Origin of the sequence: Streptomyces spiroverticillatus (genome assembly GCA_014650415.1) — a bacterium.
GTDB lineage: Bacteria > Actinomycetota > Actinomycetes > Streptomycetales > Streptomycetaceae > Streptomyces > Streptomyces spiroverticillatus.
On sequence record BMUX01000002.1, the window covers coordinates 519,979 to 539,796 of the forward strand.

Annotated in this window: 13 protein-coding genes; 7 read left to right on the top strand and 6 right to left on the bottom strand. The window is 71.9% G+C overall.

Annotated features, from left to right (window positions below; translation table 11 throughout):
* Nucleotides 1-61 precede the first annotated feature (61 nt).
* On the top strand, nt 62-868 hold the full coding sequence (locus IE269_RS06685; protein WP_189822085.1) for an adenosylcobinamide-GDP ribazoletransferase: 807 nt from the start codon (nt 62-64) through the stop codon (nt 866-868).
* Nucleotides 869-925: 57 nt separating this feature from the next.
* On the opposite strand, the gene IE269_RS06690 is transcribed toward IE269_RS06685, so the two are convergent.
* The 5 genes from IE269_RS06690 to IE269_RS06710 all read right to left on the bottom strand — a co-directional run bounded on the left by IE269_RS06690 (nt 926) and on the right by IE269_RS06710 (nt 7,995).
* A complete protein-coding gene (locus IE269_RS06690) occupies nt 926-1,711 on the bottom strand; it encodes an endo alpha-1,4 polygalactosaminidase (protein WP_189821800.1) in 786 nt (261 codons plus the stop codon).
* Nucleotides 1,708-2,361 carry a spherulation-specific family 4 protein gene (locus IE269_RS06695; RefSeq protein WP_189821801.1) on the bottom strand — a complete coding sequence of 218 codons (654 nt, stop codon included), beginning with the start codon at nt 2,359-2,361 and terminating at the stop codon, nt 1,708-1,710. Before IE269_RS06695 ends, IE269_RS06690 begins: the two co-directional genes overlap by 4 nt.
* Before the next feature lie 442 nt (nt 2,362-2,803).
* A complete protein-coding gene (locus IE269_RS06700; protein WP_189821802.1) occupies nt 2,804-4,213 on the bottom strand; it encodes a hypothetical protein in 1,410 nt (469 codons plus the stop codon).
* Nucleotides 4,214-4,244: 31 nt separating this feature from the next.
* Nucleotides 4,245-5,783 (bottom strand): GT4 family glycosyltransferase PelF, encoded by a 1,539-nt coding sequence (pelF, locus tag IE269_RS06705; protein WP_189821803.1) that lies wholly within the window; start codon nt 5,781-5,783, stop codon nt 4,245-4,247.
* A gap of 103 nt (nt 5,784-5,886) precedes the next feature.
* Entirely contained in the window at nt 5,887-7,995 is a 2,109-nt protein-coding gene (locus tag IE269_RS06710) for a hypothetical protein (protein WP_229897870.1), read from the bottom strand.
* A 379-nt stretch (nt 7,996-8,374) separates the two neighbouring features.
* Here IE269_RS06710 and IE269_RS06715 point away from each other — a divergent pair, with 379 nt between their 5' ends.
* The 5 genes from IE269_RS06715 to aceE all read left to right on the top strand — a co-directional run bounded on the left by IE269_RS06715 (nt 8,375) and on the right by aceE (nt 17,147).
* Nucleotides 8,375-9,895, top strand: coding sequence for a leucyl aminopeptidase (locus IE269_RS06715; RefSeq protein ID WP_189821804.1), 1,521 nt, complete (start codon nt 8,375-8,377; stop codon nt 9,893-9,895).
* 293 nt (nt 9,896-10,188) lie between these two features.
* A complete protein-coding gene (gene lpdA / locus IE269_RS06720; protein WP_189821805.1) occupies nt 10,189-11,577 on the top strand; it encodes a dihydrolipoyl dehydrogenase in 1,389 nt (462 codons plus the stop codon).
* 63 nt (nt 11,578-11,640) lie between these two features.
* Nucleotides 11,641-13,437, top strand: a complete 1,797-nt coding sequence (gene sucB, locus IE269_RS06725) for a 2-oxoglutarate dehydrogenase, E2 component, dihydrolipoamide succinyltransferase (RefSeq protein WP_189821806.1) — start codon at nt 11,641-11,643, stop codon at nt 13,435-13,437.
* A 157-nt stretch (nt 13,438-13,594) separates the two neighbouring features.
* Nucleotides 13,595-14,218: a GntR family transcriptional regulator gene (locus tag IE269_RS06730; RefSeq protein WP_189821807.1), complete on the top strand. Its 624-nt coding sequence runs from the start codon at nt 13,595-13,597 to the stop codon at nt 14,216-14,218.
* 256 nt (nt 14,219-14,474) lie between these two features.
* Entirely contained in the window at nt 14,475-17,147 is a 2,673-nt protein-coding gene (gene aceE, locus IE269_RS06735) for a pyruvate dehydrogenase (acetyl-transferring), homodimeric type (protein WP_189821808.1), read from the top strand.
* Between the two features lie 69 nt (nt 17,148-17,216).
* Here the strand turns inward: aceE and IE269_RS06740 are convergent, their stop codons facing one another.
* The gene (locus IE269_RS06740) at nt 17,217-18,671 is read right to left on the bottom strand and encodes a serine/threonine-protein kinase (protein WP_189821809.1); all 1,455 of its coding nucleotides are present in this window, start codon (nt 18,669-18,671) and stop codon (nt 17,217-17,219) included.
* Between the two features lie 70 nt (nt 18,672-18,741).
* Here IE269_RS06740 and IE269_RS06745 point away from each other — a divergent pair, with 70 nt between their 5' ends.
* On the top strand, nt 18,742-19,713 hold the full coding sequence (locus IE269_RS06745; RefSeq protein ID WP_189821810.1) for a helix-turn-helix transcriptional regulator: 972 nt from the start codon (nt 18,742-18,744) through the stop codon (nt 19,711-19,713).
* The last annotated feature ends 105 nt before the right edge of the window (nt 19,714-19,818 follow it).

Below are 19,818 nucleotides of genomic sequence, written 5' to 3' on the forward strand. Positions count from 1 at the left end.
CACTCCGCTTTGTCCGGTTTACGGCTAATGCGTAACCTACCGGGTGATTCTGCGGGATAGCGTGCGCCCGGTGAGCACTCCTGTCCCGCCCTCCCTCTCCGACGGCCTCCGGTTCGCCTTCGGCACCCTCACTGTCCTCCCCTCCCGCGTCACGCGCTGGGACCGCGAGGCCGCCCGTGCGGGCATGCTGTGCGCGCCCGTCGCGGGCGCGGTGGTGGGGCTGTGCGCGGCGGCGCTGGGCGGGCTGCTCATCCTCCTGGGGTCGGGTCCGCTGCTCGCCGCCGTCGCGTCGGCCGCCGTACCGGCCGCACTCACCCGGGGCCTGCATCTGGACGGGCTCGCGGACACCGCCGACGGGCTCGGCAGCGCGAAGCCGGCGCCGGTCGCGCTCGACATCATGAAGCAGTCCGACATCGGCCCGTTCGGCGTCATCGTCCTGCTGTTCACGCTGCTCGCCCAGGTGGCCGTCCTGGCGCAGTTGTACGCCGCCGGATGGGCGTCCGGAATGGCGGCGGCGCTGGTGGCCTCGATCGCCGCCAGGCTGGCGCTCACTTTTGCCTCGCGCAGGGGTGTACCGGCGGCCCGGCCGGAGGGGCTGGGGGCGGCGGTCGCCGGGGTGGTGCCGGTGCGGGCGGCGGTGATGGCGGGGGTCGCCGTCACCGTGGTCTGCGCAGCACCGGGGCTGGTGCTGGGCGGAGTCACCGGGGCGGTGCACGGCGCGGTGGCGGTGGTGGCGGCGCTGGGCGTCGCGGAGGTGCTGCTGCGGCACTGTGTGCGGAGGTTCGGCGGGGTGACGGGGGACGTGTTCGGGGCGGTGGCGGAGGCGGGGGCGACGGCGGCGCTGGTGGTGCTGGCGCTGGGGCGCTGAGCGGGGCTGCGCGGGGTCGCGCGGGGTCGCGCGGGGTCGCGCGGGGTCGCGCGGTGCTCAGCACTTCTCGCGCCACACTCCGAGCTCGTACTTCTTCAGCATCGAGCTGAGCCCCAGCTCCCGGGCCCGGTCGCAGAAACGCCGCGTGGGCAACTCGTACTCCACATGGAAAACGGCCTTTCCCGCCGTGACGAACGGCGTCAGCTTCTCGCACTCCTCGAACTCGGCGCACTGCTCGTTGACCGCGAAGTCGAAGTCCTCGACCAGCTGAGGGATCTGGTCGAGATCGTTCTTCAGCCCGACCGACAGGCCGCGGTCGTGGGCGAGACGGGCGATCAGCCGGTTGTAGCGGAGCTGGTCGTCGGCGGTGAGGGGGAAGCCGGTCCTGTTGCGGTATCCGTCCATGTTGTCCGGCTCGACGGCGTCGAAGCCCTTGGCCCTGCACATGTCGATGCGGGCGGCCATCAGCGGCTCCAGGACGTCCGTGCGGCGGATGTCCAGCCAGCGTTCGCCCTTCCAGCCGTTGCCCTTGCCGAGGAGGCCGGTGGGGAAGCGGGCGGCGTCGGGGCGGAACTCCTCCCAGGCGCCGGTGGAGAGGTAACAGATGACCTTGCGCCCCTGCTCGTGCAGTTCGGCCACCTGGGCGGCGGTGGTCGTGTGTCCGTCGACGTCGTAGACGGGCACGTCGACGCCCAGGTCGAGCTTTCCGCTGAGCTGCCACTGCCAGGGGGTGCCGGGGCGGGGCTGCCAACGGGGGCCCGTCGGGCCCGGGGTGGGCTCGGGGGTCGGGGTGCAGGCCACGGCGGCCGCCAGCAGCAGGGCGACGCCTGCGAGTCGCCTCACTGCGGGGTCACCGCCCCGAGGCCGTGCGGGAGGGTGCCCCAGGGGTGGGCGCCGTCGCCGGGGACGGCACAGTGCAGGGCCGCGCCGCGCTCGGCAGCGAGGGCGGTGAGGTCGGTGTCGGCCCCGTACACCAGATGGCAGAAACGGTCCGCCGGGTAGGTGCGCGTCCAGGCGGGCGGCGGCTCGGCGCTGCGGTACGTCTCCCAGGTCCCCTCGAAGGTCACGAGGACATCGGCGAGCTTGAGGTAGCCGGGGTCGGGGTGCGTGCCGTGGTTCAGCACCAGGGAGCCCGCACCGGCCGCGCGGGCGGCGACGGCGAGACGGCGGTAGTGGGCGAGGGCTTCGGGCCCGGAGGAGACCTGGTCGAGGAAGGCGCCGGTGACGCCGTACCAGTCGCGGTGGCGCAGGAGGTCCCGGACGACGTCGGCGTGGGGGCGGCGGGCGTAGTCGGTGTCGACGTACCCGAGGACGCGGGTGCCGCGGTCGCGGAGCCGGTCGGCGGTGGCGGCGAACGCCGGGTCGGGGTGGGTGCCGGGGCCGCTGGCCGGGTTCAGGATCACCCCGTAGAGGCGGGGAGAGTCGAGGATCGCCTGCCAGGCGGTGGGGTTGGTGGTGGGGTGCTCGTAGTACGGGACGAGGAGGTGGCGCACGGGGGTCCTTGGGGGTGGGGTGGTGCTGGGTACGTACCCAGGGTGTGGCGTGCCCGGAGGGCGTGCCCCGTCAGGGGCGCGGGGCTGGGCCGGATCAGCGGCTCCGCCGCGCGGGCGCTCGCCGACTCGTCCGTGCCCCGTCAGGGGCGCGGGGAACTGCGCGAGCAACCACCCGGCCACCCGCACGGGAACCGTCCACCGGCCGCGCGGCGAGCGCTTTAGGGAAAGGGGCGGGTCCGGGGGCTTCTTGGCCCGGAAGGCGGGGCTGCACGCACCCAGTGCTGGAAGCGTGCAGCCCCGCCCCACCGGGCCATGGGGGTCCCCAGCCCCGCCCCTTCACCTAAACCCTGCGGGGCAGTTGGACGGGTTCCGTGCGGGAGCGTCGTGGCTGGTCGCGCAGTTCCCCGCGCCCCTGAAGGGGCCCGAAAGGGCGAAGCGTTCCTCACCCCCGGTGGGCCGTCGCGCGGCCCAGGAAGGCGTAGGCCAGTGCGGACAGGAGGAGGGCCGCCGCCCCGGGGGCCAGCAGGGAGACCCCCGGCGTGGTGCCGCCGAGCACCGCCAGCGACTGGCCGAGCGCGGCCACCCCGCACACCCCCGCCGCCACCAGCACCGCCCCGAACGCCTGCAGCAGCAGCCCCGTCCACATCAGCGTCCCGATCACCAGCAGCGCGACGAAGCGCACCTCGTCGAAGCCCCCCGCAGACGGCCACACCAGCGTCCCGAGCACCGCCAACGCCCCGAGCACGAGCAGGTACTGGCCCAGGCACCGCGCCAGCGTCCCCAGTGCCGCCCCGCGGAACTCCCCCGGTGTCGTCGACCGGCGCAGCCCCGCCAGCGCCCCGCTGCGGAACCGGTGCAGCAGCCACTCCGCCGGCCCCATGCTCAGCGTGAGCGCCACCGCCCCGGGTGCCGCCTCCGCACCCGACTCCGCCCCGCCCAGGGCCGCGTACAGGACGAGGACACCCGTGGCGAGGCCGAAGAGACCGTACGGGAGGGAGGAGACGAGCCGGGGTCCGCCCGGCATCCTCCTGCCGCCCACCCCCCGCACCAGCTCCGCCGTCGCCAGCACCAGCACCGCCAGCGGCGACACCGCGAGCAGCACCAGCCGTGCCGCGTCGGGGATGTCGTACGCGAGGGCGACGACCGCGCCCACCGACATCGGCGCGAGCGCGGCCAGCAGCAGGCGTTCGCGCCCGAGCACCAGAAGCACGGTGGCCGCCGCCTGGTAGAGCGCCTGTGCCGAGGCGAAGACGACCGCGGGCCCCTCCCCCGCGCCGGCCGCCGCGAAGGCCACCCCCGTGCCGACGAGGGCCCCGAGCGGGGCGCCCACCAGCAGGGCGCGTGCCGCCGCCGGGCGGTCGCCGAGCCCCAGCCAGGTGTACGCCCGGTGGGCGAGCGCCTGGTTCCACGCCCAGCCGGTGAGCGCCCCGGCGACCAGCACCGCGATCGGGGCCGCGCCCGTCGCGAACGGTGCCCCCAGGACGTACGCCAGACCGGGCAGGGCGAAGACGAGCCCGCGCAGCAGGCACGGCAGCAGGGCGACGTGCCAGGGGTCGCCCGGTTGCAGGGCGGGCTCCGGGTAGGTGCGCGGCACGCGGTCGTACAGGTCCTCGGCGAGTTCGAAGGAGTTCGTCCGGCCGTAGGTGAGGCGGATGTGGTCGTCCGTCATGCCGTCGGACTCCAGGATGGCGGCGATCTCGTCGGGGTGGACGGCCGCCTCGATCAAGTCGCGGAGCCGGTCGGCGAGTTCCTCCATCGGGTCGTCGGCGGCCGCCCAGCGGGGGCGCGGACGCGGTATCACCGGCAGGGTGTCCTGCCGGTCGTCGGGCGTGAGCCACAACGGTCCGCTCATGAAGCCCCCTCCTCGAGCCTGGTCACGGCGCTCACCACGTCGTCCCGTCCGCCGCCATCGCCCGCCAGGGGTCCGGCATCCGCAGTTGTGTCGTCCAGTCCTCGGCCAGCGCCTCCACGTCGTGCAGCGTGCGGGCGATCGGCTCCGGGACGCCGTCCAGCTCCTCGTATATCCGCCGGAAGCCCTCGACGGAGCGGCGCAGGGTGAACTGGTCGATGACCCGCTGCCGGGAGCGCTCGCCCAGTTCGGCGCGGCGGCGGTCGTCGCGCAGGAGCTGCAGGGTGGCCCTGGCCATCGCCTCGGGTTCGCGCGGCGGGACGACCAGGCCCGTGTCGCCGACGGCCTCGCGCACGCCGCCGACGTCGGTGGAGACCGTCGTACGGCCGCAGGACATGGCCTCGATGATGCTGAAGGGGAAGCCCTCGCTGATGCTGGAGAGCATGACGACGCTGCCCGCCCCGTAGGCGCGGGCGACGTCGGAGATGCGTCCCTCGTAGCTGATGCCGTCGGTGACACCGAGGTCGGCGGCGAGTTTTTCGAGTGTCGTCCGGTACGGCTCGCCGCCCTCGGGCACCCCGCCGAACAGGCGCAGGCGCAGCGCCGGGATCTCGGCACGGCAGATGGCGTACGCCCGGACGAGGGTTTCGAGGTCCTTGATCGGGTCGATGCGGCCCGCCCAGCTCAGGGTGGGCACCTCGGGTTCGGGGCCCGCGTGCGGGAAGAGCTGGGGGTCGACGCCGTTGTAGATGGTGCGGATGCGCTCGGGGGCGGCGCCGCCGCGTTCCTCCCAGCGCCGGTTGTACTGGTTGCACGGGGTGATCAGGTCGGCCTTGCGGTAGCCGAGCGAGTTCAACTCCCGGTAGAAGCCGAGCAGGAGGGCCTTCACCGGCCAGCGCTGGGCGGCGCTGCGGTAGCCGAGGTAGCGCTCGCGGAGGTAGATGCCGTGCTCGGTGAGCAGGAACGGCGCGCCCTCGAAGTGCTGGGCGGCGAGCGCCGGAAGGGTCGCCAGGCCGCTGCTGACCGCGTGCGCGATGCTGCCGTCGGGGAGGCGGGCGGCGAGCGGGCGCAGCAGGTGGTCCAGGAGGTCGGTGGCTATGAGGGCGTCGTGCAGGGTGGGGCGGGCGTGCGCGGTGTCCAGGTGCGGCCGCGTCCAGACGCCCATCAGGGTCCGCAGGGCGCTCTCGCCGGAGAGGGCGGCGGTCAGGCGCCCCTGCCGGGCGAGGGCGGCGAGTGCGAAGAGTTCCTGCCCGAAGTCGCAGCCGGTGGCCGGGTCCAGGAAGGAGAGCAGGAAACGTTCGTACGTCGCTTGGAAGTCGCGCTTCTCGCGGCGGCCGAGCCGCCCGGTGCGGGTGCCGTCCGGTGCGCCCCACAGGGGGACGACGGTGTGGTCGTAGACGTTGCGCGGCAGTTCCCAGGTGACGGGTTCGCGGCCGCTGCCGGTGAGGGACATGACGTGGAAGTCGACGTCGGGCATGCCTCGTACCAGCTGGTCGCACCAGGTACTGACACCCCCTTGGACGTGCGGATAGGTGCCTTCGGTGAGCATGCTGACATGGCGCCCACGGCTCATGAGTGGTGTTCCCCCAGGACGGATGTGCGGGCGGTCGCGCCGTGCCGGTGAGGGCACGGCGCGACCGCCGGATGGTGCGACGGTGCTGTGGTGCTGCCGGGGCTCAGTGCCCGGCGCTCTCCTGCGGGACCAGCGGCTGCTCCGGGGCGGGCAGCGCCTCCGGGGTGACCTTGGCGACGGGTTCACGCAGCGCCGGGGCCGGGGCCGCCGGAGCACTGGCGGCAGGAGCCGGTGCCGGTGCTGCCGGGAGCTTCAGCGTGACGGCGGACTGGAGGGTGCCCGGGGTGTCCCACCCGGAGAGCGTGCCCGCGTACGCCGTGCCGAAGGCGCCGGAGCCCAGGAGCAGTTGCTTCTTGGTGCCGGTCGGCGCGGTGATCGGTGCGGCGACGCCGGAGGGGGACTGCACGGTGACGGTGTCGCCGATGCGGTAGGCGGTCACCTTGTTGTCGGCGAGCGCCTTGTCCCAGGCGGCGCGCCGGGTGTACTCGACGCCGACGTCCTTCTGCCGCAGGTTCACCACGGGGGCGTTGTCGGCGAACAGGGCCCGGTAGTCGGCGAGGGTCTTGTCGATCACCGGGTAGAGCAGCTTCTCCTCCGCCAGGTTGGACTGGTGGACGTAGTGCGGGCGCGGATCGTTGGCGACCACGTGGTTGAGGGCCGTGCGGGCCTCCTGCGGGACGATGTACGAGGCGTAGCCCGTGTTCACGTCCAGCGGCTGGTCCAGGCAGGTGGAGAGCGGGTTGTCCTCGCAGGCGCCGCTGCCGCCGTCGGCCCGGGAGGTGTAGAGCCAGTTGTACTCGTCGGCCATCTCGGCGGCGGTCCCGACGTTGTAGTACACGTTCATCGGGTGCCGGGGCACCGTCTGGGCCGCGCCCACGGGCCGCTGCTGCGGTTCGCGGGAGGCGTCGCTGGCGATCCACTTGACGCCGTTGTCGGCGAGCGCACCGGCCAGGTTCGGGTTGTCGACCGGCTGCTGCGGCAGGGTCTTGAGCCCGGAGTGCTCACCGGTGACCAGCTCGGTCTTGTCGACCGCGATGCCCTTGCCGGTGGCCCACTTGTGGTTGTCGGAGATCTGCTTGGAGATGTCCGCGCGGCTCATGTAGAGCGTCTTGCCCGCAGCGTCCGTGGCGCACTTCCACGGGACGACGGTGTTGTCCTGCGTGCAGCCGAGGAAGGGGTGGGTGTACGTGTGGTTGATCCAGCGGTACTGGGCGCGGTCGGCCACCAGTTGGTTCGCCAGGGCGTCGACGTTGCCGTTCTCCGCCTTCCACTCCTCACCGGCGCCGGCGTTGTAGACCATGTCGAGCAGGAAGCCGGACTTCTGCTGCCACTGTGCCGCGTACTGCGCGTCGGCGGCGGACATCCGGACCGGGTTCTCCCCCTCGTTCTCACCGCCCTTGCAGTCGAAGTCGCCGGGGGTGCAGTTGAGTTGGCTGTTCCACCGGGCGTCCGGCGCGAAGACGTCGTCGACGTGCACGGAGAAGTAGTTGCGGCTCTGCCCCAGATGCACGCCCTGGGTCAGCCAGTCCACCACTCCGCGCGCCAGCACCCGGAACTGCTTCTGGTACTTGTTGTACGCGAAGGTGACGACCAGTTCGCTGCGCCCGTCGGCCGTGTACTCGCCGACCAGGCTGGCGCGGGTGGCGCCGTTGTTCACCGGGATGTCGAGGTAGCTGGTGTACCCGGCGCGCGGGCGGCCCGCGTACCCGTAGCTCTCCACCACGGACGGCGAGTTGTCCTCGAACTTCAGCGGCCCGTCGAGATAGCCGAAGGGCCCCGCCTTGCCCGCGGCGGTGACCGCCGCGTCGACGCCGTCCAGCGGACCGGCGTACCCCTCCTGGTCGGTGTAGTCCAGGCCGACACCCGGGTGGGACCAGGTGTAGGCGTCGACCTGCCGGATCCCGAAGGTCTTCTCGTACGTCACGAGAGCCGCCGACTCGGCGGAATTCGCCCCGAACGGGGCCTCGTTGGGCAGCACCACGCCCTGGAACTTGGCGCGCGGGCGACCGCTCACGGTGTCGCTGAGGAACGCGGCGTTGATCACCGGCCGCCCGGCCTCGCCGAGCTTGACGGTGGTGAACGGCACGCCCGTGCTGCGCAGTTCGTCGGTGACGGCCGCGACGGCCTCGCCGCCGTCGTCCACCACGAGCACCTTCAGATCCACGCGCGGCACCACTGCCGCGGGAGCGGCGACCGCTCCGGTGGGCGCCATCGCCAGCACCGAGCCGAGCAGGCCCGCGGAGACTATCGCCGCTCCCGCTCTGCCCGCGCGCCTCACGCCGCCCCTGGTGTTCTTTCCGTACGCCACGGCGTACTCCCCTCCCCCTAGAAGGCTCCCCGCGTACGGCACCCAAACGGAAGCCGCAACGAGGACATGTGAATGACCTGCAAAGCAATCCCCTGATCCCTTGCAAGCTCTGTGAAGAGTGTGACGCAAGGTTTACGCTCCGCGCTCCGAAAACCTCGGAGAGACACCACGGACGAGTGAACCGGTCGCCACCGTGATCGAAGTGCCCAACCGCGCGTAGGCTCGTCCGATAGGCGCACATTCCCGCCATCACCAGGAACCCAGGAAGCGAGATTTCACCACCGTGACTGCTCTCACTCTCAGCACCTCCGGTGCCGCGACGCTGCGCGCCGACGCGCTCGTCGTCGGCATCGCCAAGGGCCCCAAGGGTCCTGTCGTCGCCGCCGGCGCGGAGGCCGTGGACAAGGCGTTCGACGGAAAGCTGGCCTCCGTCCTGGAGACCCTGGGCGCTTCCGGTGCCGAGGGTGACCTGACGAAGCTGCCCGCGCTCTCCGGCCTGAAGACCCCGCTCGTGGTGGCCGTCGGCCTCGGCCCGGTCCCGGAGAAGGACGACGCGTTCCCCGCCGAGGCCCTGCGCCGCGCCGCCGGTACCGCCGCACGCGCCCTGGTCGGCGTCAAGAAGGCCGGCTTCGCGCTGCCGATCGAGTCGGTCGAGGACGCGGAGGCCGTCGCCGAGGGTGCGCTGCTCGGTGCGTACAACTTCACCGCCTACCAGGACCAGGCGGACGAGAAGGACGCCAAGAAGCTTCCGCTCGCCGAGGTGGCGCTGCTGGGCGCCAAGCCGCGCGACAAGGCCTTCAAGGCCGCCGCCGAGCGTGCGATCGCGCTGGCCGAGGAGATCAACCGCGCCCGCGACCTGGTGAACACCCCGCCGAACGACCTCTACCCCGAGTCCTTCGCCGCGGTCGCCCAGGCCGCCGCCAAGGAGCACGGCCTGAAGATCCAGGTCCTCGACGAGAAGGCGCTGGCCAAGGGGAACTACGGCGGCATCCTCGGCGTCGGCCAGGGCGCGGCCCACGGGCCCCGCCTGGTGAAGATCTCGTACACCCACCCCAAGGCCGAGAAGTCCCTCGCGTACGTCGGCAAGGGCATCACCTACGACTCGGGCGGCATCTCGCTCAAGCCGGCCGGCCACAACGAGACGATGAAGTGCGACATGGCCGGCGCCGCCGCCGTCTTCGCCTCCGTCGTCACGGTCGCCCGTCTGGGCCTGAAGGTGAACGTCACCGGCTGGCTGGCGCTCGCCGAGAACATGCCGTCGGGCACCGCCACCCGCCCCGGTGACGTCCTGCGCATGTACTCCGGCAAGACCGTCGAGGTGCTCAACACGGACGCCGAGGGCCGTCTGGTCCTGGCCGACGCACTGACCCGTGCCTCGGAGGAGAACCCGGACGCGATCGTCGACGTCGCCACCCTGACCGGCGCGATGATGATGGCGCTGGGCAGCCGCACCTTCGGCATCATGGGCAACGACGAGTCCTTCCGCACCGCGATCCACGAGATCGCCGAGGAGGTCGGCGAGCAGTCCTGGCCGATGCCGATGCCGGCCGAGCTGCGCAAGGGCATGAACTCCGACACCGCCGACATCGCCAACATGGGCGAGCGGATGGGCGGCGGCCTGGTCGCCGGTCTCTTCCTCCAGGAGTTCGTCGGCGAGGACATCGCCTGGGCGCACCTGGACATCGCGGGCCCGGCCTTCCACGAGGCCGCCCCGTTCGGCTACACCCACAAGGGCGGCACCGGGTCCTCGATCCGCACCCTGGTCAAGCTGGCGGAGCGCACCGCCGACGGCGACCTCGGCTAGTCATCCCTCCCCTGCGACCCCGGGCCACCGCGCCCGGGGTCGCAGGTGCGTTTACGTACGATTTCGCCCTGAACGAAATATTTGCACGTACGTACGCATCGGTAACCCCTGAGACGGCGCCCCGGCCCCGTCTCGGAACCCGGCCCGGCGTCCCGCCATCCGTGAACAAGTGCGAAGATGGTTTACCGGCAGGACAGGGCCCCCACCACAGGGCCGAACAACAAGCGGCCGTACACCCCCGCCGCCCGGTCGTCGACGACCGGCGAGTGGCGCACATGCATGGAGGACGTGACGTGGCGAACGACGCCAGCACCGTTTTCGACCTAGTGATCCTCGGCGGTGGCAGTGGCGGCTACGCCGCGGCGCTGCGCGGAGCCCAGCTGGGCCTCGACGTCGCACTGATCGAGAAGAACAAGCTCGGCGGCACCTGCCTGCACAACGGCTGCATCCCGACGAAGGCCCTGCTGCACGCGGGCGAGGTCGCCGACCAGGCGCGCGAGTCCGCGCAGTTCGGCGTGAAGGCCACCTTCGAGGGCATCGACATCGCGGGCGTGCACAAGTACAAGGACGAGGTCATCTCGGGCCTGTACAAGGGCCTGCAGGGCCTGGTCGCCTCCCGCAAGGTGACGTACATCGAGGGCGAGGGCCGCCTGTCCTCCCCGACCTCCGTCGACGTGAACGGCCAGCGCATCCAGGGCCGCCACGTCCTGCTGGCGACCGGCTCCGTGCCGAAGTCGCTGCCGGGTCTGGAGATCGACGGCAACCGCATCCTCTCCTCGGACCACGCGCTCGTGCTGGACCGCGTCCCGGAGTCGGCGATCATCCTGGGCGGCGGCGTCATCGGCGTCGAGTTCGCCTCGGCGTGGAAGTCCTTCGGCTCGGAGATCACGATCATCGAGGGCCTCAAGCACCTCGTGCCGGTCGAGGACGAGAACAGCTCGAAGCTTCTTGAGCGCGCGTTCCGCAAGCGCGGCATCAAGTTCAACCTGGGCACCTTCTTCCAGAGCGCCGAGTACACCGAGAACGGTGTCAAGGTGACGCTGGCCGACGGCAAGACCTTCGAGGCGGAGGTGCTGCTGGTCGCGATCGGCCGCGGCCCGGTCTCGCAGGGCCTCGGCTACGAGGAGCAGGGCGTCGCGATGGACCGCGGCTACGTCCTGGTCGACGAGTACATGCGCACGAACGTCGAGACGATCTCGGCCGTCGGCGACCTCGTCCCGACCCTCCAGCTCGCGCACGTCGGCTTCGCCGAGGGCATCCTGGTGGCGGAGCGTCTGGCCGGTCTGAAGACCGTTCCGATCGACTACGACGGCGTGCCGAAGGTGACGTACTGCCACCCCGAGGTCGCCTCCGTGGGCATCACCGAGGCCAAGGCCAAGGAGATCTACGGCGCGGACAAGGTCGTCGCCCTGAAGTACAACCTGGCCGGCAACGGCAAGAGCAAGATCCTGAAGACCGCGGGCGAGATCAAGCTCGTCCAGGTCAAGGACGGTGCCGTGGTCGGCGTCCACATGGTCGGCGACCGTATGGGCGAGCAGGTCGGCGAAGCGCAGCTCATCTACAACTGGGAGGCCCTGCCGGCCGAGGTCGCGCAGCTCATCCACGCGCACCCGACCCAGAACGAGGCCCTCGGCGAGGCCCACCTGGCCCTGGCCGGCAAGCCGCTTCACTCCCACGACTAATAGTTTTCGTCATGGGCGCGACGACCTGTTTCCGCACCACTTCCGTTAGGAGCAACTGAAACCATGTCGGTTTCCGTAACCCTGCCGGCGCTCGGCGAGAGCGTCACCGAGGGCACCGTCACCCGCTGGCTCAAGGCCGAGGGCGAGCGCGTCGAGGCCGACGAGCCGTTGCTCGAGGTCTCGACCGACAAGGTCGACACCGAGATCCCGGCCCCGGCCGCGGGCATCCTGGCCTCCATCAAGGTCGCCGAGGACGAGACCGTCGAGATCGGCGCCGAGCTGGCGATCATCGACGACGGCACCGGCGGCGGCGCTGAGGCTGCCGCTCCGGCCGCCGAAGAGGCTCCGGCCGCCGCCCCGGCCGCCCCGGCGCAGGAGGCCCCGGCCCCCGCCGCCGAGGCTCCGGCCGCTCCGGCTGCCGAGGCGCCCGCCGCCTCCGGCTCCGCCGAGGGCACCGACGTCACCCTCCCCGCGCTCGGCGAGAGCGTCACCGAGGGCACCGTCACCCGCTGGCTGAAGGAGGTCGGCGAGGAGGTCACCGAGGACGAGCCGCTGCTCGAGGTCTCGACCGACAAGGTCGACACCGAGATCCCGGCCCCCGTCTCCGGCGTTCTCCTGGAGATCGTCGTCGGTGAGGACGAGACCGCCGAGGTCGGCGCCAAACTCGCCGTCATCGGTGCGAAGGGCGCGGCCCCGGCCGCTGCTCCGGCCGCTCCGGCCGCGCCCGCAGCCGCCGCTCCGGCTCCGGCCGCCCCGGCTGCCCCCGCCGCTCCGGCCGCCCCCGCGGCCCCGGCTGCTCCGGCCGCCGCTCCGGCTCCGGTCCAGGCCGCGCCCGCCGCTGCCGCTCCGGCTCCGGCCGCTCCGGCTGCCCCGGCCGCGCCCGCCCCCGCCGCCCCGCAGGCCCCGGCTCCGGCCGCGACCACGGCGGACGACGGTGCGTACGTGACCCCGCTGGTCCGCAAGCTCGCCGCCGAGAACGGCGTCGACCTGGGCCAGGTCAAGGGCACCGGCGTCGGCGGTCGCATCCGCAAGCAGGACGTCGTGGCTGCCGCCGAGGCCGCCAAGGCTCCGGCTCCGGCTGCTGCCGCTGCTGCTCCGGCCGCCGCGTCCAAGGCTCCGGCCCTGGAGGTCTCGCCGCTGCGCGGCCAGACCGTGAAGATGACCCGCATGCGCAAGGTCATCGGCGACAACATGATGAAGGCCCTGCACTCGCAGGCCCAGCTCACCTCGGTCGTCGAGGTGGACATCACCAAGCTGATGAAGCTCCGCGCCGCCGCGAAGGACTCCTTCGCCGCCCGCGAGGGCGTCAAGCTCTCCCCGATGCCGTTCTTCGTGAAGGCTGCGGCCCAGGCGCTGAAGGCCCACCCGGTCGTCAACGCCCGGATCAACGAGGACGAGGGCACCATCACCTACTTCGACTCGGAGAACATCGGCATCGCCGTGGACTCCGAGAAGGGCCTGATGACCCCGGTCATCAAGGGTGCCGGTGACCTCAACCTGGCGGGCATCTCCAAGAAGACCGCCGAGCTGGCCGGCAAGGTCCGCGGCAACAAGATCACGCCGGACGAGCTGTCCGGTGCGACCTTCACGATCAGCAACACCGGCTCGCGCGGTGCGCTGTTCGACACGGTCATCGTGCCGCCGAACCAGGTCGCCATCCTGGGCATCGGTGCCACCGTCAAGCGTCCCGTGGTCATCAACCACCCGGACCTGGGCGAGACCATCGCCGTGCGCGACATGACGTACCTGTCGCTCTCCTACGACCACCGCCTGGTGGACGGCGCCGACGCGGCCCGTTACCTGACGGCCGTCAAGGCGATCCTGGAGGCCGGCGAGTTCGAGGTTGAACTCGGTCTCTGACGTGGCGGCCCCGCGAGGGGCCGAGGATCGCAACGAGGTCGGGCTCCGGCCTGTAACACGCCTCTGCTGTACGACTGCGCCCCCGCCCGGGTCTCTTCCGGGCGGGGGCGCCGCCGTATGGTTACCCAGCGCGTCGGTTTTCCCTGAAGGAGCCCCCATGAATCCGCCCGTCGTCCACTCGCTCCGCGAACAGATCCGCGAGCACATCGTGGAGGGGATCGTCAGCGGGCGCTGGAAGCCGGGCGAGCGCATCGTCGAGCGCCGCATCGCCACGGAGCTGCAGGTCAGCCAGACGCCCGTGCGTGAGGCGCTGCGCGAGCTGGAGACCCTGCGGCTGATCGAGTCGGCTCCCAACAAGGGCGTACGGGTACGGAATCTGACCGCCGCCGACCTGGAGGAGAGCTACCCGGTGCGGGCGGGCCTGGAGCAGATCGCCGCCGAACTGGCCGCCCCCGTGCTCGCCGACGACGTATCGGCGCTGGAACCGCATGTGGTGGCGCTGTACGCGGCCGACCGGGCGGTGGACGGGACGGCGCAGGTGCGGCACACGGTGGGCTTCCACCGGGAGCTGGTGCGGGCGGCCGGGAACGGCGTACTGCTGCACACCTGGGAGGGGCTGGGCATCGAGGTGTTCACCGCGCTGTCGATCCGGTGGCTGGGGACCGTGCAGAAGTCGTACGCGGAGGAGCACGAGGACCTCGTCGAGGCGTTCCGGCGGCGGGATCCGCGGATCGGCGAGCTGGTGAAGGCGCATGTGCTCGGATGTGCACCGCGCGCGTGAGGTGTGCACCGCACGCCCGAATTGCACTCAATGCCCCTTTCCGAGGTGACACTTCGTGCCCTTTTCTGTGGCACGGAATGCCGACTTTGCGTGGCGGAAGGATTTTTTCCGTTCAAACTTTGATCGATCATCGATCAGTCCTTACAGTCGACGGCGGACCTCATCAAGGTCCCGTCAAAAAGCACCACCGGGTCCCGTCCTGCCAGACACAGACCCCCCTTTTCTCACCACCCCCTCCTTCCCGGAAGGCGGCGTCATGACCGACCCCGTACGCAACGCTCCGAGCGAGCTCGACCAGCTCCCGGACCGCGACACCGAAGAGACCGCCGAATGGGCGGCCTCCCTCGACGCCGTCGCCAAGGCCGCAGGCTCCAACCGGGCCGAATACCTGATGCGCCGCACCCTCCAGCACGCCGAGGCCGCCGGTCTGGCGCTGCCCAAGCTGCTGGAGACGGACTACGTCAACACCATCCCGACCGCCTCCGAGCCCGCCTTCGACGGCGACCTGGAGATGGAGAGCCGGATCACCGCGTGGAACCGCTGGAACGCGGCGGCCATGGTGACCCGCGGCTCGCGCTTCGGCGTCGGTGGTCACATAGCGACGTTCGCGTCGGCCGCCTGGCTGTACGAGACCGGCTTCAACCACTTCTTCCGCGGCAAGGAGGGTGACGGCTCCGGCGACCAGCTCTACATCCAGGGCCACGCCTCCCCCGGCATCTACGCCCGCGCCTTCCTGGACGGCCGTCTCAACGAGCAGCAGCTCGACAACTTCCGGCAGGAGGCGGGCGGCGACGGCCTCCCCTCCTACCCGCACCCCCGCCGTCTCCCCTGGCTGTGGGAGTTCCCCACCGTCTCCATGGGTCTCGGCCCCCTGTCCGCGGTCTACCAGGCGCGCTTCAACCGCTACCTGGAGAACCGCAACATCAAGGACACCTCGAACTCCCACGTCTGGGCGTTCCTCGGTGACGGCGAGATGGACGAGCCCGAGGCGACGGCGGCCCTCACGCTGGCCGCCCGCGAGGGTCTCGACAACCTGACCTTCGTCATCAACTGCAACCTGCAGCGCCTCGACGGCCCGGTCCGCGCCAACTTCCGTGTCGTGCAGGAGCTGGAGGGCGCCTTCCGGGGTGCCGGCTGGAACGTCGTCAAGACGCTCTGGGGCTCCGCCTGGGACGAGCTGTTCCAGCTCGACACCACCGGTGCGCTGGTCCGCCGCCTCCGCGCGGTGCCGGACGCCCAGTTCCAGACGTACGCGACCCGCGACGTGGCGTACATCCGCGAGCACTTCTTCGGCGCGGAGCCCGCGCTCAAGCAGCTCGCGGCCGTGCTCTCCGACGCGAAGATCGCCGAGTGCTTCCACACCTCGCGCGGCGGCCACGAGGCCCGCAAGGTGTACGCGGCGTACAAGGCGGCCGTCGAGCACAAGGGCCAGCCGACCGTGATCCTCGCCCAGACGGTGAAGGGCTACACGCTCGGCCCCGGCTTCGAGTCGCGCAACGCCAACCACCAGATGAAGAAGCTCACCGGCAAGGAATTCCGCGCGATGCGCGACCTGCTCGAGCTTCCGATCCCGGACTCCAAGCTGGACGAGTCCCTGGTCCCGTACGGCCACCCGGGCGCCGACTCCCCCGAGGTCCGCTACCTCCAGGAGCGCCGCGCGGCCCTCGGCGGCCCGGCACCGGCCCGCCGCGTGCACCCCGTCGCGCCCCTCCCCCAGCCCGCCGAGAAGTCCTTCGCCGCGCTGAAGAAGGGCTCGAAGCAGGGCATGGCCACCACCATGGCGTTCGTCCGCCTGGTGAAGGACCTGATGCGGGACAAGGAGACCGGCAAGCGCTGGGTGCCGATCGTCCCCGACGAGGCGCGCACCTTCGGCATGGAGGCGCTCTTCCCCTCCGCCGGCATCTACTCGCCGCTCGGCCAGACGTACGACCCGGTCGACCGCGACCAGCTCATGTACTACAAGGAGGCCAAGGACGGTCAGGTCCTCAACGAGGGCATCACCGAAGCCGGGGCCATGGCGGACTTCATCGCCGCGTCGACCGCGTACTCCACGCACGGCGAGACGATGATCCCGTTCTACATCTTCTACTCGATGTTCGGCTGGCAGCGGACCGGCGACCAGATGTGGCAGCTCGCCGACCAGCTCGGCAAGGGCTTCATCGTCGGCGCGACCGCCGGTCGTACGACGCTGACGGGTGAGGGCCTCCAGCACGCGGACGGCCACTCGCACCTCATCGCCGCCACCAACCCGGCGTCGCTGAACTACGACCCGGCGTTCGCGTACGAGGTCGCGGTGATCGTCCAGGACGGTCTGAAGCGGATGTACGGCGAGAAGCCGGAAGACGTCTTCTACTACCTGACGGTCTACAACGAGCCGATGCCGCAGCCCGCGATGCCCGAGGGCGTCGAGGAGGGCATCGTCAAGGGCCTCTACAAGTTCAAGGACGCCCCGGCGGCCACCTCGCCGGACGCCCCGCGCGCCCAGCTGCTGGCCTCCGGCACCGCGATCCACTGGATCCTGGAGGCCCAGGAGCTGCTCGCCGCCGACTGGAACGTCTTCGCCGACGTCTGGTCCGCCACCTCGTGGGGCGAGCTGCGCCGCGACGCGCTGGAGGCCGACGAGGCCGCGCTGCGGGGCGAGTTCCGCACCCCGTACGTGACGAAGGTGCTGGCCGACGCGCCGGGCCCGGTCGTCGCGGTCAGCGACTGGATGCGCCAGGTCCCGGACCAGATCAGCCAGTGGGTCGAGCAGGACTACACCTCGCTGGGTACGGACGGCTTCGGCCTCTCCGACACCCGTGAGGCGGCCCGCCGCCACTTCGGCGTCGACGCGCAGTCGATCGTCGTGGCGACGCTGGCCCAGCTGGCGAAGAAGGGCTCGGTCCCGGCTTCGGCGGTCAAGGAGGCGCGGGAGCGGTACGGCCTGTAGGCCTTCGCGCTCTGACGTCGTACGGGAGGGGCCCCGCGTGCATGGTGCACGCGGGGCCCCTCCGGCTGTTCAGGCAGGCTTCCCCCCGGGGGCTTCGGACTGTGCCAGCTCCCGCTGGATGCTGAAGAGCTGGCGCAGGATGCCGTCCCGCCTGCCGGCGAGTTCGTCGGTCGGCAGGTACATGCTCTCCTGCACCAGACGGTCCAACTGCGCCCGCGCCGAGGCCAGTTCCGGCATCTCCGCGCGCGGTGCGATCCCCTTGGCCCGGCTCTGCGCCGCCTCCACGACCTGCCGGGCCCGGCGTTCGGCGTCCGTGAACAGCCGCTCCGCCTCCAGCCTCAGCTGCTCCGCCCTGCCCTCGATCTCGGCGAGGCGCTCCTGGGCCTTGGCGTGGCGGGCGGTCTCGTCGCGCTCGGCCCGCTCGCGGCGTGCCTGCAACTGCCGCTCGAACTCGGCAGCGGCCCGCGCCACCTGCTCCCGGCTCGCCGCCAGAAGGGCGTCGGCCTCCTCGCGGGCGGCCCTGAGCTCTTCCTGCGTCTCGTCGCGGACGCGGGCCGCCTCGGCCTTCGCCTCGGCCAGGTGGTCGCGGGTGGCGTACGCGTTCCACAGTCCGGCCGTGCCGGGCGAGGACCAGACCGGTTCCGCCCGGGACCACTTCCGGCGTGTCCCCTGCTCCGTCCTTCCGGCCGCCAGCGTCCGCAGCTGCTCCACGACCGGCTCGGCCGTCCTGGGCCGCCCGTCGGGGTTGCGGGCGAGGAGGCCCATGACGAGCCTGCTCAACTCCGCAGGGACACCGGCGGTGAAGCGGTCGGGGGGTACGGGCGGTTCGTGGTCCTGCATCATCGCCAGGGCGAACGGGTTCTCCGCGCTCAGCGGCGGGCGGCCGGTGAGCATGTAGTACAGCACGCAGCCGAACGAGTAGAGGTCGCTGCGGTGGTCGAGGTCCCGCAGGCCGCGCAGCTGCTCCGGCGACATGTAGGCGGGGGTGCCGACGATGCCGCCCGTGCCGGTGATTTCGCTGACCGTCACCGAGTCGCCGACGAACTTGGCGATGCCGAAGTCGAGGACCTTCAGCTCGTCGGCGGCGGTGAACATGACGTTGGCCGGTTTGATGTCGCGGTGCACGATGCCCCGCGCGTGGGCCGCGCCGAGTGCGGCGGCGATCTGGCTGCCCCAGTGGGCCGCCTGCGACCAGTGCGGGAGCTGTTCGGCAACCTTGTCGCGCAGGGTCGGGCCCTCGATCAGCTCCATCACCAGGTAGAGCACGTTCTCGCCGTCGAGCCACTCCTCCCCGCAGTCGTGGGCGACGACGGTGTGCCTGCCCGGCAGGCTCGCGGCGGACCGGACCTCGCGCCGGAACCGTAAGGAGGTCTCCGCCTCGGCGGGGCCCTTGGGCGTGGCCACCAGCTTCACGGCGACGTCCCGCAGCATCCGCTCGTCGTGGGCGGCCCACACCTCGCCCATGCCGCCCCGGCCCAGGCGTCTCGTCAGCCGGTACCGGCCGCCCAGTCGTTCCCCCCGCATGACCCCGCCTTCCACGCGTACACGACAACGGCCCCAGTATGACCCGGCCGCCCGTAGCAAGATGTGGGTCATGCGTGCTGCCCGACTGATCAAGATGGTGCTGCTGCTCCAGTCCCGGCCGATGATGACGGCCGCCGAACTGGCGGCGGAGCTGGAGGTGTCCGAGCGGACGATCACGCGCGACGCCCAGGCCCTCTCGGAGGCGGGGGTTCCGGTGTACGCGGACCGGGGGCGGGCCGGGGGCTACCGGCTGATCGGCGGCTACCGCACCCGGCTGACGGGGCTCGGCCGCAGCGAGGCGGAGGCGCTCTTCCTGTCCGGTCTGCCGGGCGCGCTGCGGGAGATGGGCCTGGAGGACGCGGCATCGGCGGCCCGTCTGAAGGTGTCCGCCGCACTCCTGCCCTCGCTCCGTGACGCCTCGGCGAGTGCCGCGCAGCGCTTCCATCTGGATGCGCCCGGCTGGTACCAGGAGCCGGTGACACCGGAGTTGCTGCCCGCCGTGGCGGAGGCGGTGTGGGGGGACTTCGTGATGGAGGCGCGGTACGGGAAGCGCTCGGACCGCGTCGTCGAGCGCCGCCTGGAGCCGTACGGCCTGGTCCTCAAGGGAGGCATCTGGTACGTCTGCGCGCGGGCGGAGTCGGGGGACTTCCGGGTGTACCGGCTGGACCGCTTCACGGCGGTGACCGTGACCACTTCGGGCTTCACCCGGGACGAGGGCTTCGACCTGCCCGCGTTCTGGGAGTCCCGGGCGGCGGAGTTCTCCCGCTCGCTCCTGCGGACGGAGGCGGAGCTGCGGCTCTCCCCGGCGGGGGTGCGGGGGCTCGCCCGGGTGATGGACCCGCCGGTGGCCCGGGAGGCACTGGCTGCGGCGGGGCCGCCGGACGCGGAGGGGTGGGTGCGGGTCACCGTCCCGGTGGAGTCGGTGGAGGTCGCCACCGCCCAGCTCCTGCCGCTGGGCGCGGAGGCGGAGGCACTGGGTCCGCCGGAGCTGCGGTCGTCCCTGGCCTCGGCGGCGAAGGGCCTGTACCGGCTGTACGGGTGAGGGGGGCCGGTGCCGGGGCGGGCCCGGATCGGGCGTACCGCCCCCTTGCCCGCCCGTCCCGCCCCCGGGGGGCGGCCCCGCCGCCCAAGGGGACGAGGGTAAACG